This is a genomic window from Kribbella sp. NPDC056951 (assembly GCF_042674205.1).
Lineage (GTDB): Bacteria > Actinomycetota > Actinomycetes > Propionibacteriales > Kribbellaceae > Kribbella > Kribbella yunnanensis.
On record NZ_JBHUQZ010000001.1, the window covers coordinates 1592505 to 1608978 of the forward strand.

Here is a 16474-nt window from a genome sequence, read left to right on the forward strand (position 1 = left end):
GTTAGGAAACTTTCCTATTATCGCGAGACCGTACGGTGATCGGCTCCGGCTGTCAATCACCTGGAATCGGTTAGGGTTACCTAACATGTCGACGGGTGAGTTGTTGAGGCGAGCGGTACGGCGGCATCGGGGGCGGATGATCCTTGGCGTGCTGCTGACGTCGTTACACCAGGCGACCGAGGCCGCTGTTCCGGTGACGATCGGGGTGTTCGTCGACCGCGCTGTGGCGACTGGGGACGTCGAGCCGCTGATCTGGTGCGTGCTGATGCTGTTCGCCCTGTTTGCCCTGCTGTCGAACGCGTGGAAGCTCGGTGCGCGGCAGATCGTGCGCGCGATCGAGTACGAGACGCATGAGCTGCGGCTGGAGATCTCCCGCCGGGTGCTGGACCCACGTGGGCAGCGGACTGGGCTGCGGTCCGGGGAGCTGCTGTCGATCGCGACATCCGATGCTGAGAAGACCGCACTGGTGATGCGAGCCGTTTCCATCGGCTGTGCGGCATCCACGGCGTTGATCGTCTCCTCTGTGTCGCTGCTACTGGTCGACGTACCGCTCGGGATCGGCGTACTGATCGGCGTACCGCTGGTGGTGCTGGGCATTCAGGCGCTGTCGCCGCTACTGACCCGTCGTACGTCGACTCAGCAGGAGGCGGTTGCTCAGACGACCGCACTGGCCACTGACTTGGTTGGCGGGCTGCGGACGCTGCGCGGGATCGGTGCTCAGCACAATGCGGCTGCGCGGTACCGCCACTCCAGCCAGACGACGCTGCGGGCCACACTGCGCGCAGTGTCCACCGCTGGTCTGCAGGACGGTGTGAGTACGGCGCTGAGCGGTCTGCTGCTTGCCGCGGTGGCTGGCGTGGCCGGCTGGTTCGCACTGAGCGGGCGGATCAGCATCGGTGAGCTGATCGCGGTCGTCGGGCTCGCGCAGTTCATCGCCGAACCCGTTGGCACGCTCGGCTACGCGAGCCAGGTGCTGGCGATGTCCCGCGCCTCCGCCGGTCGACTGGCTTCCGTGCTGTCGTCGCCTCCGCTCGTCTCATCCGGTACGGCGACCGTCGTGGACCCCAGCAAGCCGCTGCTGCAGCTGGAAGGCGTGTCCTACAAGACGCTGTCGTCTTTTGATCTCGATCTGCGGTCGGGTGAGTCTGTCGGGGTGCTCTGCTACGACCCGCGCGATGCGGACGCATTGCTGACGGTTGTCGGCGGACGCACGTCGGAGCACTCCGGTGTGGTCCGGGTCGGCGGTGTGGCGATCGACGAGCTGGATATCGACGCGCTCCGGAACACAGTCCTGCTTGAGCGACACGACACCGACCTGTTCGAGGGCACGCTGCGCAGCAATCTGCTGGTCGAGTCACCGTCGTTGGAGCAGGTGATGACCGCGGCGGGCGCTGCCGACCTGATCGACGAGCTGGATCGGCCCCTGGCAGACCGCGGCCAAGCGCTGTCCGGCGGTCAGCGCCAGCGGCTCGGTCTGGCCCGCGCACTGCTCGCTTCGCCGCCACTGCTCGTATTGCACGACCCCAGTACGGCGGTCGATGCCGTCACCGAGGAGCTTCTCGCGGAAGGGCTGGCTGAGGTCCGCTCTGGCCTGACCACGCTGGTGCTCACCAGCAGCCCGGCACTGCTGGGGAAGATGGATCGCGTGCTGGTGCTAGCCGATGGGGTCGTGGTGACCGAGGGAATCCATGCGGATCTCGCCGACTCGGATGCGGCGTACCAGGAAGCGGTGCTCCGATGAACCTGCTGCCGATTGCCGGCCCGCGTGCGACGTGGGCGCTGTTGTGGAGTGAGATTCGCAAGCTGCCTGGTCTGTCGATCATCGCGGCTGTGGTGATCACCGGTGGGAGTGCGGCCGGTCTGGTCGCGCCCTGGGCCCTCGGTGCGCTGGTCGACGACATCTCGAACGGCGGGGACCGCTCTGCGATTGTGAAGGTGGTGCTGCTGATCGGCGGCGCCGCTGTGCTGGCCGGTCTGCTCACCGCGCTCGGCGTCATGCTCGTCGCGCGCGTGGGCGAGACAGTGCTCGCGCGGATCCGGGAGAAGGTGCTCGACCGGGCGCTGCAGCTGCCGGCACCTGTTCTGGACAAGGTGCGCACGGGTGACCTGCTGTCGCGCGTCGGTGACGACGTGGCGACGGTCGCGACCGCTCTGACCGATGTCGGGCCGAAGCTGATCGGTGCGGCGCTGACGATCGTCCTGACCGCGGGCGGCATGTTCGTTCTCGACTGGCGACTCGGACTGGCCGGTCTGCTCTCGCTGCCGATGTACATCCTCGCTCTGCGCTGGTACCTGCCGCGGTCGGCGCCGTTCTACAGCCAGGAACGCATCGCGCTGGGCGAGCGGTCCGAGGCGATCATCGCGTCGCTCCGGGGCAGTGTGACCGTGCGGGCCTACCAGCTCGAGGACGTGCAGCTGGAGAAGATCCGCGGTACCTCGGAGACCGCCCGCGACCTGTCGATCAAGGTGTTCAAGATCTTCAGCTTCTTCACCTCGCGGATCAACCACGCGGAGTTCGTCGGGTTGACCGGGATTCTGGTGGCCGGGTTCTTCCTGGTCCGCGCCGACGCGGTGACCATCGGTGCGGTGACGGCGGCCGCGCTGTACTTCCACCGGCTGTTCAATCCGATCGGCGCGGTCATGATGCTCTTCGACGAGGTGCAGACCGCAGCCGCGGGCATGGCGCGACTGGCCGGCGTACTGGAGATGGACCAGATCCCTTCGCCGCCGCCTGGCCCTGGACCAGCGGATGCGTCGCTGGAGCTGGTCGGCATCGGGCATGCGTACGACGGTCCGCGCGTCGTCGACGAGGTGTCGCTGCGGCTCGAGCCGGGTGAGCGAGTGGCGCTCGTGGGTGCGAGTGGTGCCGGGAAGACCACGCTGGCTGCTCTCGCGGCCGGTGTGCTCACGCCGACTGCTGGTGTGGTGAAGCTGGGTGGTGTGGACGTGCAGGCGCTCGGCGAGGACCGGACGCGTTCACAGGTTGCTTTGCTCAGCCAGGAGGTTCACGTGTTCTCCGGGACGCTGGCTGACGACGTACGGCTTGCTCGTCTCGACGCTACGGATGCTGCGGTCGAGGGCGCGCTGGAACGCGTTGGTGCGCTGGCGTGGGTGCGCGCGCTGCCGGATGGGCTCGACACCGTGGTGGGCGAGGAAGGGCATCAGCTGACTGGTGCGCAATCGCAGCAGCTCGCGTTCGCGCGACTCGTGCTCGCTGATCCGCCGGTCGCCGTACTGGATGAGGCGACTGCGGAGGCGGGTAGTGCTGGTGCACGCTCGTTGGAACGCGCGTCGGTGGCCGCTACTGAGGGTCGGACGACGCTGATCGTGGCGCACCGGCTCACCCAGGCACAGCAGGCGGATCGGATCGTTGTGCTCGACCAGGGGCGGGTGGTCGAGTCCGGAACGCACGACGGGCTGCTGGCTGCCGGTGGTCGCTATGCGCTGTTGTGGCGGAGCTGGACTGGCTTCAAGCCTGGTGAGCCAGAAGGGCGAACGACACCAGCCAATGCGTCGACATGAAGTCGCCATCGGTGACAGTGGGGAGCACGGCTTCGATCTGACGGTCGGCGCCGGTTTTGAGGGCTTCGGCGACCTCGGGCAGGCTCGGTGCGATCGTGCGGAGCTGCCAGGCACGTGACAGGGCCAGTCCGGACAGGTGTGCGAGCTGGCCGTCGCCGGAGTCGTCAGTGACGGGAAGTTCCAGCAGGTGCTGGTGTTCTGTGGTTCCGAGGTTTGGCAGGAAGGCGTGCAGCCAGTCGGTGAACTCCGCGGCGGGCAGCACCCGGCGCATCAGCTCGGCCTCGGACAGGGCCGGCGAGAGGAAGTCAGTGCCGGACGGCTCGAAGCGGGTGTCGTAGGCCGTGTCCTGGTGGAACCAGTCGACCGCGCGACTCCGGATCGCGCCGACGACCTCGCCCCGGCCGAGGTCGTCGTACGCTTCCAGCAACAGCGACAGAGCGAACGCTGAGTTCAGGTGGGCACCATGGCGGACCGGATAGGCCTGCCGGGGGAGCCAGTCGAGCACGAGGTCGGCGATCGCGTCGCCGAGTGGAGCCGTCGCTTCGGCCCACTTCGTCGTACGAGTGGCGGCGACGAGCATCGCCGCCCACGCCCAGCCGTACGGACGCTCGTACGACGGGCGCTCGCGCAGGTACGCCGCCTCGGTCGCGATCGCTGCTGTGGTCAGCCGCCGGTCCAGCACCTCGATCGGCCGGGACCCGGCCTCGTCCGGTGCCAGTGCGAGCAACCGGACGAGCGACCACTGCATGTGCGCGCTGGAGTGCCAGTCGTAGGAGCCGTGGAACGCCGGGTGCAGTCTCTCCGGCGTGACGTCCACGTCCTCCGGACCACGTGAGGCATGCGCGGCGCCGTACGGGTAGGGCGTCTCGAGCACCTCACAGGCGATCGCGGACCAGGCAGCGGCGTACTTCATGTGGTGTTGTCTCCTAGAAGGCGCTCTACGATTTAAAAAGCAAAGAAGTACATGATGGCGATGTTGCAACCCAGCAAGGGGATTGCGGTCGGGATCTGGGCCTTGATCGGACCGTATTGATCCTTCATCTCCAGTAGCGCCGCTGGAACCAGGTTGAAGTTCGCGGCCATCGGCGTACAGAGCGTGCCGCAGAAGCCGGCCAGCATGCCGATCGCGAACACGGTCGCCGGCGTACCGTCGAACTGCTGCACCAGCAGCGGCCAGCCGACCGCAGCGGTCATCACCGGGAACGCTGCGAACGCATTGCCCATGATGATCGTGAAGACCGCCATACCGATGCAGTACAAGGCGACTGCGGCGATCAGCGAGCCCTTGGGAACCAGGTGGTCGGTGACGCGGCCGACTGCCTTGCCGACACCGGAGGCGTTGAACAGCAGACCTAGTGTGGCCAGCATCTGCGGCAGGATCGCCGCCCAGCCGATGTGCTCGAGCAAACGACGACCCTCATGCAGCGGTACGGCGGGGGAGCGTGGACGGAGCAGCGCCATCCCCACCGCCAGTGCCAGCAGCGATGCGACGCCCAGCCCGATGATCGTGGCCGAGCCGGTCTGCAGCAGCGGCTTACCGTCGCCCAGCTTCACCTTGGCCAGCCACGCCCCGAACAGCGCAGCCACCACGGGAATCACTAGTGCAGGCAGGAACAGCTTGTTGCCGAACTTGTCAGCGAACGTCGCTCGCTCGGCCTGTGTCGTCGTACGCTCCTGGCCCTTGCCCGGGAAGCCGGAACCGGCCAGCACGGCCAGACCGATCACGGCGATGCCCAGGATCCAGGCCGGTGCCGTCTTGTCCACTACGAAGGTGCCGTAGCCGAACGAGAGCCCGAGGATGCCCCAGAACGCCGCACTGCCGATCCGCTTGGGGTTGGTGCGGTCGTTGAGCACCTGCAGTGCGATCAAGACGAAGAAGATCCCGCAGAGCCAGTAGAACCACTCGACCTTGATCACTTGGCCGCCTCCTTGGCCTCGACGCGGGCCTCGCGTGCCAGGTTGTCGAGCTGTTTGTCGAGATACAGCAGGCGGGCGCCGTGGATGAGCAGGGCGCAGATGCCGGTCGGGATCGCCCAGAGCGCGATGTCGATCGCCTCCAGTTGCAGCCCGTACGTCGCGTCGACGAACCCGGTGATCAGCAGGATCGAGCCGATCGCGACGAAGATGTCCTCGCCGAAGAACAGCCCGACCGTGTCCGCGCTGGCGGCGAAGCCCTTGATCTTCTCCTGCAGCTTCTCCGGCAGCTTGCCGTAACGCCGTTCGGCGGCACCGGCCGCCATCGGGTGGATCAGCGGCCGCACAGCCTGCGCGGGACCGCCGATACTGGTCAGACCGAGCGCCGCCGTACCCTGCCGGATCAGCAGGTAGAGGGCGAGCAGCCGGCCGGTGGTGACAACCGCGAGCTTGCCGATCAGCTTCCGGGCCTGATGCTGCAGCCCGTAACGCTCGATCAGCCCGATCACGGGCAGCGTGACGATGAAGACGGTGACGGAGCGGCTACCGGCGAACCCGTCGCCGAAGGCGTTCAGGATCTTGACCGGCGACAGTCCGCCGATCAGACCGGCGACGATACCGGCCGCGGTGACGACCAGCATCGAGTTCAGCCGAAGCGCGAAACCGACGACCACCACCGCGATGGCGAGCAGAACCCACATGGTTCCTCCCAGGGACGGACCCGCTGAATGCGATTCCCGTCACCATAGGAGATTGTTGAACGATCCTGCAATAGATCATTCGAACAAGTTGCCGCGACCGAAGCCTCCGTGCCCCGCGACCGAAGCCACCGTGCCCCGCGACCGAAGCCACCGTGCGAGTGTGAGGAGTTGGGTGGTGAGTGTGGGGAGATTGTCGCCTGCAATCGATTTCTGGCAGCGCTCTCCTCACAGTCGACGGAGGTGCTTCCCGCGCGGCGACTGAAGCCGGTGTGCGTGGGGAGGGTTAGGGGAGTCGCCAGTCGATGGGGGTTGCGCCTTGCTCGACCAGGAGGGCGTTGACGCGACTGAACGGGCGCGAGCCGAAGAAGCCCCGGTCCGCGGACATCGGGCTCGGGTGCGCGCTCTCGACGTACGGGATCTTGCCGAGCATCGGCTTGAGCGTCTGCGCGTCGCGGCCCCAGAGGATGGCGACGAGCGGGCCGCCGCGGTTCACGAGCGCGTGAATCGCCTGCTCGGTCACCGACTCCCACCCCTTGCCCCGATGCGAACCGGACTTACCGGGCTGCACGGTGAGCACCCTGTTGAGCATCAACACACCCTGCTCGGCCCACGGCGTCAGATCGCCGTTGGACGGAGCCGGTACGCCGACGTCCGCCATCATCTCGCGGTAGATGTTCTGCAGGCTCCGCGGAATCGGCCGCACATCAGGCGCCACCGAGAAGCTCAACCCCACCGGATGCCCCGGCGTCGGATACGGATCCTGGCCAACCACCAGCACCTTGACGCGCTCCAACGGACTCTTGAAAGCCCGCAACACATTCTCCCCAGCCGGCAGATACGCCCGCCCGGCCGCGATCTCCCCCCGGAGGAACTCCCCCATCCGGCTGACCGTCTCCTCGACCGGCGCCAACGCTTCCGCCCAGTCGGGCGCCACCAAATCCGTCAAAGACTTCGGGCTCACCCGCCCCAGCATGTCAGCCCCCTTCCCCTCCCCGCCAATCGCGTCGTTCAGCCCGCGAATCAGCCGCCCCTGTGATGTCGCTCTCTGTTCGCGTGTCGGACAAGCGCCAGTCCAGTCACACCCGGTACAAAGATCACGGCCTCGCAAGGTATGAGCTTGCGAGGCCTACGCATGCCCCACCCGCCCACACCAACGGATATCCGCCCCTAGCGCCCCTTCTCCCCCGTCGTGAAGCCCCCAGAACGGTCAACCCGACCGGATAACCGCCCGCCTCGCCGCCTCGTCGGGGTGCCGCGTTGGGTGGTGGGGTCGGCGGGGAGGCGGCGGCGGGCATTGGGTGACTGGCGCCACTGACAGGGTGGGGTGCGGGCCGGATGATGGCGCGCATGTGGCGTGAGTTGATGAAGTCGAAGGTGCATCGGGCGACGGTGACGCAGGCGGACCTGGATTATGTGGGGTCTTGCACGCTCGATGTGGGGTTGATGGAGGCGGCTGATCTGGTGGCCGGGGAGAAGGTGGACATCGTTGATGTCACCAATGGGGCTCGGCTGTCGACGTATCTGATCGCGGGGCCGCGGGGGTCCGGGGTGGTGGGGATCAACGGGGCGGCGGCGCACCTGATTCATCCGGGGGATGTGGTGATCCTGATCGCGTACGGGATGTTCGACTCCGCCGAGGCGAAGGGGTTCGTGCCGAGCGTAGTCTTCGTGGACGAGCAGAATGCGATCACGCGTATTGGCTCGGATCCCGCGGAAGCGCTGCCGGACAGCGGCCTGACCCGCGGTGACGAACTGCACACCCGGGGCTGACGCCAGGCCCCTGCGCCGAAACGAGGACTGGTCGACGATGACCGAGAACACCACAGCCGCTACCGGCGACGCCGCGCCGAAGACCGCGTCGCACGACTCCGTTCCGAGCGCGAAGCTGGCCGCGTTCATGAACTCGGGGTGGGCCGATTCCGAGCGACAGGACGTGACGCTGAGCGACGCCGGGGTCTGGGCGGCGAAGCGGCGGGATGCGTTGTCGCAGGCGTTCCCGGGCGAGCGGCTGGTGATCCCGGCCGGGACGTACAAGGTGCGGTCCAACGACACCGACTACGTGTTCCGGCCGCACACCGACTACGTCTGGCTGGCCGGTGACCAGACCTCGGATGCGGTCCTGGTGCTCGAGCCGAACGGGACGAGCGGCCACGACGCCGTGCTGTACTTCCGCCCGCGCTCGGACCGCAGCCAGGGTTCGGAGTTCTGGCGCGACCGCACGTACGGCGAGCTGTGGGCCGGCCGTCGGCCGTCGCTGGCCGAGACCGCCAAGGAGTTCGGCGTCGAGACCCGGCACATCGACCAACTCGCTGACGCGCTGAAGAACGACGTACCGACTCGGGTTCGGCGCGCTGAGGATCACTCGATCGCGCCGCTGCTGAGTGGTGCGCGGACCGATGACACCCGCGACCTGGAGCTGGCGACGACCCTGTCCGAGCTCCGGCTGGTGAAGGACCCTTGGGAGATCGAGCAGTTGCGGGAGGCAGTCGCGATCACCCACCGCGGCTTCTCCGACGTGCTGTCCGAGATGGACCGAGTGCGCGAGTACGGCGAGCGCTGGATCGAAGGCACGTTCTGGCGCCGGGCCCGGGCGGAGGGCAACGACGTCGGGTACACGTCGATCGCCGCAGCCGGACCGCACGCGACCACGCTGCACTGGATCGAGAACGACGGCCCGGTCGTCGACGGCACGCTGATGCTGCTCGACATGGGTGTCGAGAACCGCCAGCTCTACACCGCCGACATCACCCGGACCCTGCCGGTGAACGGCGAGTTCACGCCGCGCCAGCGTGATCTCTACCAGCTCGTCCTGGACGCGCAGAACGCCGGCATCGCGGCCCTCAAGCCCGGTGTGCCCTTCCAGTCCGGCCACCGCGCCGCGATGGAGGTCATCGTGCACGGTCTGGACGCGATGGAGCTGCTACCGGTCTCGGTCGAGGAGGCCCTCGACCCGGCGAGCAACCTCCACCAGCGCTACACCCTGCACGGCACCAGCCACATGCTCGGTCTGGACGTGCACGACTGCGCCTCCGCCCGCGAGGAGAACTACCGCAAGGGAGACCTGCAGACCGGCTACGTCCTGACCGTCGAGCCCGGCCTGTACTTCCAGGCCGATGACCTCACTGTCCCCGAGGACCTGCGCGGGATCGGCATCCGGATCGAGGACGACATCCTGATCACCGACACCGGCGCCGAGAACCTCTCCGACGCCATGCCCCGCACCATCGAAGGCCTCCAGAACTGGATGTCCTCCTGACCCATTTGATGGGTACACCCATCCGACGGTGGGTTGGCCAACCGGAGTCAGGTTGGCCAACCCACCAGCTCGTGGGTCTACCCACCAGATGGGGACTACCAGATGCGGACGCGGTCTTCGGGGGCTAGGTAGAGGGTGTCGCCTTCGGTGGTGTTGTAGGTGTCGTGGAAGGCGTCGATGTTGCGCACGACGGCGTTGCAGCGGAACTCGGGTGGTGAGTGCGGGTCGATGGTGAGGCGGCGGGCTGCCTCCTCGGGGCGGGTCTTGGTGGCCCAGGCGTGGGCCCAGGCGCCGAAGAACCGCTCCGCGCCGGATTTGCCGTCGATCACCGGCGGTTCGGCATCGCCCAGCGACAGTCGGTAGGCGTGGTAGGCGATGGACAGTCCGCCGAGGTCGCCGATGTTCTCCCCTAGGGTGAGCTTGCCGTTGACGAACTGGCCCGGAGTCTCCTCCGGCGACAAGGCGTCGTACTGCGCGACGAGTTTGTCGGTGAGTGCTTCGAAGGCGGCCCGGTCCTCGTCGGTCCACCAGTCGTTCAGGTTGCCGGCGCCGTCGTACCGCGAGCCCTGGTCGTCGAAGCCGTGGCCGATCTCGTGACCGATCACGGCGCCGATCGCGCCGTAGTTGACCGCGTCGTCGGCGTCCAGGTCGAAGAACGGTGGCTGCAGGATCCCGGCCGGGAAGACGATCTCGTTCTGCCGGGGGTTGTAGTAGGCGTTCACCGTCTGCGGCGTCATCCGCCACTCGTCGCGGTCGACCGGTGTGCCGAGCTTCGCCAGCTCGCGCGCGGTCTCCACCGCGACCGACCGGCGCAGGTTGCCGAAGAGGTCGCTCGGGTCGATCTCGAGCGCGCTGTAGTCCTTCCACTTGTCCGGGTAGCCGATCTTCGGCACGAAGGTGCCCAGCTTGTCGAGCGCGCGGCGGCGGGTGTCCGGACCCATCCAGTCCAGGCCTTCGATCCGCTGCCGGTACGACTCGACCAGGTTGGCGACGAGCTCGACCATCCGGGACTTGGCGACCGGCGGGAAGTGCTCGGTCACATACAGCTGGCCGAGCGCCTCACCGAGCGCCGACTCGACCGCACCGAGCCCGCGCTTCCAGCGGTCGCGCAGCTCCGGGGCGCCGGTCAGCGTCTTGCCGTAGAAGGCGAAGTTCTCGTCGACGAAGGCCTTGCTCAGCACGGGCGCGGCCGAGTGCACGATCTGCCAGCCCAGCCACTCCTTCCACTGCTCGAGGTCGACCTCCTGCAGGGCGGCCGCGGCCGCGGTCAGGAACTCCGGCTCGCGTACGACGACCTGCTCGAACGCACTCTCCGGCACACCGGCACCCGCCAGCCAGCCGGACCAGTCGAGCCCGGAGGTGAGCTTCTCCAGCCCGGCCCGGTCGAGCTTGTTGTAGGTCTGGGTGACGTCGCGATCCTTCACCCGGTCCCAGTGGTGCGCGGCCAGCCGCGTCTCCAGCTCCAGGATCCGCTCGGCGGCACCGGCCGGATCGGGCCGCCCGGCCAGCTCGAGCATCCGGGTGACATGGGCTACGTACGACGTCCGTGTCTCGGCGAAGCTGTCCTCGCGGTAGTAGGACTCGTCAGGCAGGCTCAGCCCGCCTTGCATCAGGTACACGATGTGCTCGTCGGACTTCTTCGCGTCCGCGTCGACCCAGACCCGGAATGCGCCTGGGACACCCTCCAGCTCGAGCTTGCCCAGCACCTCGACGAGCTCGGCGACGTCGGTGACGCCGTCGGCCAGTGCGAGCTGCTCGGCGATCGGCTCTGCGCCCAGCCGCTCGATGGTCTCCTCGTCCATGAAACTGGTGAAGAGATCGGCGATCTTGCGCGGTTCGCTGCCCTCGGGATGACCGGCCGCGACGGTCTTCTCCACGATCGCGCGGACATCCTGCTCAGCGGTGTCCCAGAGCGCGTGGAAGGCGCCGTAGATGGCCTTGTCGGCCGGGATCTCGTTCGCCGCGAGCCACGGGCCGTTGACCGAGCGGTACAGGTCGTCCTGCGGCCGCACCGGACTCGAGCTCTCACTATCTGCTGTCATCCCTGCCCCAAAGTTCTCGTGTCGAGTTGCTGACAGTGAACATACCCGGTTGGCAGATCCCGGTTCTGAACTTTCCACAGGCCGTTCCCGTTCTCCTGACCGAGACCACGGATCAGGAGGACCCGCCCATGTCACACCTCGTCCGCCGGCTGGCAGTACTCGCCGGCGTACCCGCTCTGCTGCTCGGTCTGGTCACCGCACCGGCCGCAACGGCGACTCCCCAACCCACCAGTTTCCCGGCCCGGATCGAGCTTCCGCCCGGCTTCCAGCCCGAGGGCATCGCGATCGCCCGCAGTACGGCGTACTTCGGCTCCCGCGCGAACGGCGACATCTACGCCGCCGACCTGCGCACCGGTACCGGCAAGGTGCTCAGCGCCGGACCCGGCACCGGCTCACTCGGTATGAAGGTCGACCACCAGGGCCGGCTGTTCGTGGCCGGTGCGGCCGGCGGCAACGGCCGGGTCATCGACACCCGCACCGGCAAGGTGCTGGCGAGCTACACATTCACCACGACGACGCCGACGTTCGTGAACGACGTCATCGTCGGCAAGGACGCGGCCTGGTTCACCGAGTCGCAGCAGCCGGTGCTCTACAAGGTGCCGCTGGGTCGCGGCGGGACTCTGCCTGCCAAGGCACAGACGATCGCCCTGAGTGGCGACTACCAGCACACCGCCGGTCTGAACGCCAACGGCATCGCACTGACGCCGGACGGCTGCGGGCTGCTCATCGTCCAGTCGTCGACCGGATTCCTGTTCCGCGTCGACCCGCGGACCGGTGTGACCCGCAAGGTCGATCTTGGCGGCGCAGTGCTGACGAACGGCGACGGTCTGCTGCTGAGTGGCCGGACCCTGTACGTCGTCCAGAACCGGCTGAACAAGATCGCAGTGATCAGCCTGGACAAGACCGGTACGACGGGCAGCGTGCTGCGCGAGATCACCAACCCGGACTTCGACGTACCCACGACGGCTGCCGCCTTCGGCAACCGCCTCTACCTGCCCAACGCGCGGTTCACCACACCGCCGACCGCGACCACGCCGTACTGGGTGACCGCGGTTCAGCGGTAGTAGCTCAGGAGATCGTCCGGAGGTTGCCGCGTGCGGCAGCCTTCAGACGGCTCCCGCAGGACAGTCGCACGGAGTAGCCGGCCGGGATCGACAGCGGCTCACCGGTCTGCGGGTTGCGGCCGGTGCGCGGCGCGCGCAGGACCCGCTCGATGCTCAGCAGACCGGTCAGGGAGACCTTGTCGCCCTTGTGCACGGCCTCGGTGACCACGTCACCGAGCGCGTCGAGGACCCGCTCGGCCTGGTTGCGCGGAATGCCCGCCTTCTCCGCCACTCCGGCGACCAACTCGTTGCGGTTCACGGCTCTCCTCACACGACTCGACTTGTTTCAGGTTCGACCGGAACCTTAACCGAAATGATTGTCGTTAGCGAGAAGCCATCCGATATCCGGTCAATTACAGCCCGTCTTGGTCGTGCCAGTGCGCCTGCCAGCGGCTGTCGATGGCGTCGTCGGCGCGCTTGTAGCGGATGTCGGTGGACAGGCGCATCACGTCGGAGACGTTGTCCAGGGCAGCGTGGTCTTCGGCGTGCACTCGGTGGTGGCTGCGCTCCAGGTACGTCAGACCACCCCGGCTGACCGGCGCCGGTACGGCGGCCAGTTCGCCGAGCCGTCGTTCGTCCAGTACGTACCCGTTGGATGTCAGCACACCGACAATTCCACCGCACGCTCAGGCGGTCTGGTTCGATTCCTGGGCGGATTTCCTCCTTCTGAAGGAGGCGGTAGCGACTTTCAGACCGCTAGATTCGTTCACTGGAGTGACGTCTGCGGCTCCCTGCACCGATACGGTCGTGGGTATGAGTCAACCGCAGCCCATGGACCCGCGTTTCGCGAGCCGGCCGAACGGCCGTCGGCCGAAGAAACGGAAGAACTGGTTCCTGAGGACCCTCGGCCTGCTGATCCTGGCGTTCGTGCTGATGCTTGTCACCGTTCCGCTCTACGCGTGGAGCCGGATCGACAAGATCGACGCGATGCCGGATGGGACGCGTCCGGCGGCCACCTCTGGTACGACGTACCTGCTGGTCGGGTCGGACGGACGTGAGGGGCTGAGTCGTGCCGAGCGCGCTCGGCTGCACACCGGGAAGGACTCCGGCTCGCGTACTGACTCGATCATGCTGATGCACGTTCCGGCGTCCGGTCCGACCGTGCTGGTCAGCGTGCCGCGTGACAGCGTGCTCACGGTGCCGGGGCACGGTAAGAGCAAGGTGAACGCTGCCTTCGCGTACAACAAGGGCAATCCGTCGCTGCTGATCAAGACTCTGGAGAACAAGACCGGACTGCGCATCGACCACTACGTCGAGATCGGCTTCAGCGGTTTCGCGTCGATCATCGACAGCCTGGGCGGGATCAACATGTGCGTGCCGAAGGCCATGAAGGACGAGGATGCGCACATCAATCTGAAGGCCGGCTGCCAGGACCTCGACGGGGTGAACGCGCTCGGCTACGTGCGCTCGCGGAAGGCCGACGGCAAGAACGACTTCGGCCGGGTGGAGCGGCAGCGGCAGATGGTCGGAGCGGTCGGCAAGAAGGCGTCCTCGCCGTCGACGTTCCTCAACCCGGTCCGCTACTTCAGCGTCGCGACCAAGGGTGTGGACGCGCTCACGGTCGACAAGGACATGAGCCTGTTCGACTTCATCAAGTTCGCCCGCGGCATGCGTGCGGTCTCCGGGAGCGGTGGCATCACGCTGACCGTGCCGATCGGTGACGACAGCGTGCGAGTCGGCAGCGGGATCGGCGTCGGCTGGGACGAGGCGAAGGCCAAGGCGCTGTTCAGCGCGATCAAGTCCGGCCAGACCAGTGGACTGAAGAGCAGCTGACCTGATGCGGCTCGACGACCTGCCCCAACTGCACTTCTCGTACGACGTGGTCGGTTCCACCCGGTTCGACGAGACTCCGGCCGGTTACCACCGGCTGGAGCACCGGGCCCGGCTGGGCGACGGCGACGAGCTGTTCCGGCGGGCAGGTGAAGCACTGATGACCTGGCGAATGCACCGGCTGGCCGGACTGCCGTTCACAGCCGAGAGTGCGGCAGCGATCGGGGTGAACGCCTTGGGACGACTAGGACCAGGCATGGCGATCGGCCGGCTGCGCACCGCCGTACCGATCGGTCTGGTGGGGCTACCGATCCCGTGCCGGGTGGTGTGGACCGTCGACGAGCCGGACCGGAACGGCTTCGCGTACGGAACGCTGCAGGGGCACCCGGAGTCCGGTGAGGAGTCCTTCGTGGTGACGCGGGAGTCCGACGGCATCTACTTCACCGTGACCGCCTACAGCCGTGCCGCGGCCTGGTACGCCCGTCTGGGCGGACCGGCCACACGCACGCTGCAAGGTCTCGCCGCTAAGAGGTATGCCAACGCCCTGCGGCGACTGGCGACTTCTCGCTAGCCTTCTTCAGTGCGGACGGTGTCGGCACCGGCAGGGCGTGGCCGGGAATCGACACGTCGTGTTGCGGCAGCTCACCGGTCAGCAGGTACTTCGTCCCGATGTCGTTCGCCCACGTGTTGACGTCGGCCCGATCGTTGGCGAAGACGCAGTGTTTGCCGGAGTCCCGTTCGGTCACCAGAACCGAGCTCCGCAACACCTTGTGCAGCTTCAGAGCGCCGGCGTACGGCGTTGCCGGGTCGCCGATGGTGTTGAACATCAGGATGCCGGGCAGTCCGCGGCCGGTGATCTTGATCGGCGTGTGGTTCGGCACCGGCCAGTTGCGGCAGGCACTGCCGGTGATCCACATGTTGTCCCAGGCGAACTGCGAGAACTTCGCGAGCCGGGCCGCGTCCCGTTCGTAGCGGGCCTTGCCGGCCGGCCACTTCGAGTCGACACAGGTCACTGCACTGAAGCTCGCGGTGAACTCCTCGGCGCGCGGGCTGGTGCTCGGTGTGGCGAACTCGACCAGTCCGGTGTCATCACCGTTGACCACATAGGCGCTGAGCACCTGGGAGAAGTCGACCCACGCCACTTCGGAGGTCAGCACAGCGGCGGCGGTGCTGATGAGTTCGTGGCCGCCGACGGCACCATGCGGTTTGGTGCGGAAGTCGGCCAGTGTCTTGTCCCAGTTGGCGCGGACTGCGCGCACGGTGGTGCCCAGGTGGAACACCGCGTCGTACTTGGCCACCCAGGCGAGGTAAGTGCCGAGCCGCTTCTGGAACGCGACGCTCTGAGCCATTGCGGCCTGGTAGAAGACGTCAGGGGGAGTGGGGTCGACATTGCCGTCCAGGATCATCCGTCCGACCCGCTGCGGGAACAGCTCGGTGTAGACCGCGCCGAGGTAGGTCCCGTACGAGAAGCCGAGGTAGTTGAGCTTCTGCTCGCCCAGTGCGGCGCGAATGCGGTCCATGTCCCGAGCGACGTTGTCAGTGCCTAGATGCGGCAGCAGTGCGCCGACCTTGTCGCCACAGCGGTCCGCGTACCCGTCCCACAGCTTCCACATCGTGTCGCGGTTGGCCGCAGCGTCCGGATCTGGTTGTGGGGTGGGGAAGTAGGTCGGCTCAGCACAACTGATGGCAGCGCTGTGCCGGACTCCGCGCGGGTCGAAGCCGATCACGTCGTACGCGTCGAGTACGGCCGGTTGTAGCGGCGTGAAGCCGGTTTCGTCCGGGGCCGCGAGAATGCCGGCGGCGATCGTGCCGCTGCCGCCCGGACCACCCGGATTGACGAACAGTGCGCCCAGCCGCTTGGACGGGTCCTTGGCGGCCTGCTTGGTGATCAGCAGCGGCACGGTCGCCCCTGACGGCTGCCGATAGTCGACGGGCACCTGCAGCGTCGCGCATGTCAGCAGCGGGAAGGGTTCCGAGAGGTCGTCCGGGCACGTCCCGAACGCCAACGGACTCGGTGCCGGCGGTCCGGCCGTAGCGGGAACCGCCGGCGTGACGAGCGCCAAGGTGGCGACGGCGACAACGGGAAGGCGAAGACGCATCTGAGGTACTCCCTGGTGTGAACGCGTAGAGACTCCACACTGGTCGGCCATCGGAGACGCCAGCCGA

Annotated in this window: 15 protein-coding genes; 7 read left to right on the top strand and 8 right to left on the bottom strand. The window is 67.3% G+C overall.

What is annotated here, in order from left to right:
* The first annotated feature begins 85 nt into the window (after positions 1–85).
* The gene (locus ACFTSF_RS07350) at positions 86–1741 is read left to right on the top strand and encodes an ABC transporter ATP-binding protein (RefSeq protein WP_380153026.1); all 1656 of its coding nucleotides are present in this window, start codon (positions 86–88) and stop codon (positions 1739–1741) included.
* A complete protein-coding gene (locus ACFTSF_RS07355; RefSeq protein WP_380153028.1) occupies positions 1738–3522 on the top strand; it encodes an ABC transporter ATP-binding protein in 1785 nt (594 codons plus the stop codon). The genes ACFTSF_RS07350 and ACFTSF_RS07355 overlap by 4 nt, the downstream gene beginning before the upstream one ends.
* Here the strand turns inward: ACFTSF_RS07355 and ACFTSF_RS07360 are convergent.
* The 4 genes from ACFTSF_RS07360 to ACFTSF_RS07375 all read right to left on the bottom strand — a co-directional run bounded on the left by ACFTSF_RS07360 (position 3470) and on the right by ACFTSF_RS07375 (position 7110).
* Positions 3470–4435, bottom strand: a complete 966-nt coding sequence (locus ACFTSF_RS07360) for a DUF2891 family protein (RefSeq protein WP_380153030.1) — start codon at positions 4433–4435, stop codon at positions 3470–3472. The two genes, ACFTSF_RS07355 and ACFTSF_RS07360, sit on opposite strands and share 53 nt — an antisense overlap.
* Before the next feature lie 32 nt (positions 4436–4467).
* The gene (locus ACFTSF_RS07365) at positions 4468–5439 is read right to left on the bottom strand and encodes a DUF979 domain-containing protein (RefSeq protein WP_380153032.1); all 972 of its coding nucleotides are present in this window, start codon (positions 5437–5439) and stop codon (positions 4468–4470) included.
* Positions 5436–6137, bottom strand: coding sequence for a DUF969 domain-containing protein (locus ACFTSF_RS07370; protein ID WP_344156439.1), 702 nt, complete (start codon positions 6135–6137; stop codon positions 5436–5438). Before ACFTSF_RS07370 ends, ACFTSF_RS07365 begins: the two co-directional genes overlap by 4 nt.
* Before the next feature lie 283 nt (positions 6138–6420).
* A complete protein-coding gene (locus tag ACFTSF_RS07375; RefSeq protein WP_380153034.1) occupies positions 6421–7110 on the bottom strand; it encodes a uracil-DNA glycosylase in 690 nt (229 codons plus the stop codon).
* Positions 7111–7484: 374 nt separating this feature from the next.
* On the opposite strand from ACFTSF_RS07375, the gene panD reads away from it, so the two are divergent.
* Positions 7485–7907 (top strand): aspartate 1-decarboxylase, encoded by a 423-nt coding sequence (panD, locus tag ACFTSF_RS07380; RefSeq protein ID WP_344156445.1) that lies wholly within the window; start codon positions 7485–7487, stop codon positions 7905–7907.
* 37 nt (positions 7908–7944) lie between these two features.
* Positions 7945–9393, top strand: coding sequence for an aminopeptidase P family protein (locus tag ACFTSF_RS07385; protein ID WP_380153037.1), 1449 nt, complete (start codon positions 7945–7947; stop codon positions 9391–9393).
* Positions 9394–9488: 95 nt separating this feature from the next.
* Here the strand turns inward: ACFTSF_RS07385 and ACFTSF_RS07390 are convergent, their stop codons facing one another.
* Complete coding sequence (locus ACFTSF_RS07390; RefSeq protein ID WP_380153039.1) at positions 9489–11435, bottom strand: M13 family metallopeptidase; 1947 nt, start codon at positions 11433–11435, stop codon at positions 9489–9491.
* 128 nt (positions 11436–11563) lie between these two features.
* On the opposite strand from ACFTSF_RS07390, the gene ACFTSF_RS07395 reads away from it, so the two are divergent.
* The gene (locus ACFTSF_RS07395) at positions 11564–12499 is read left to right on the top strand and encodes an SMP-30/gluconolactonase/LRE family protein (RefSeq protein ID WP_380153040.1); all 936 of its coding nucleotides are present in this window, start codon (positions 11564–11566) and stop codon (positions 12497–12499) included.
* A 4-nt stretch (positions 12500–12503) separates the two neighbouring features.
* On the opposite strand, the gene ACFTSF_RS07400 is transcribed toward ACFTSF_RS07395, so the two are convergent.
* Complete coding sequence (locus tag ACFTSF_RS07400) at positions 12504–12797, bottom strand: HU family DNA-binding protein (RefSeq protein WP_132408068.1); 294 nt, start codon at positions 12795–12797, stop codon at positions 12504–12506.
* 94 nt (positions 12798–12891) lie between these two features.
* The gene (locus tag ACFTSF_RS07405) at positions 12892–13143 is read right to left on the bottom strand and encodes a hypothetical protein (protein ID WP_380153041.1); all 252 of its coding nucleotides are present in this window, start codon (positions 13141–13143) and stop codon (positions 12892–12894) included.
* A 148-nt stretch (positions 13144–13291) separates the two neighbouring features.
* Between ACFTSF_RS07405 and ACFTSF_RS07410 the strand changes: the two genes are divergently transcribed.
* Together ACFTSF_RS07410 and ACFTSF_RS07415 are read left to right on the top strand one after the other, a co-directional pair.
* A complete protein-coding gene (locus tag ACFTSF_RS07410) occupies positions 13292–14311 on the top strand; it encodes an LCP family protein (RefSeq protein WP_380153042.1) in 1020 nt (339 codons plus the stop codon).
* A gap of 4 nt (positions 14312–14315) precedes the next feature.
* The gene (locus tag ACFTSF_RS07415; RefSeq protein ID WP_380153043.1) at positions 14316–14879 is read left to right on the top strand and encodes a DUF1990 family protein; all 564 of its coding nucleotides are present in this window, start codon (positions 14316–14318) and stop codon (positions 14877–14879) included.
* Here ACFTSF_RS07415 and ACFTSF_RS07420 read toward each other — a convergent pair.
* On the bottom strand, positions 14833–16407 hold the full coding sequence (locus ACFTSF_RS07420) for an alpha/beta hydrolase (protein WP_380153044.1): 1575 nt from the start codon (positions 16405–16407) through the stop codon (positions 14833–14835). The genes ACFTSF_RS07415 and ACFTSF_RS07420 overlap by 47 nt on opposite strands.
* Between the last annotated feature and the right edge of the window lie 67 nt (positions 16408–16474).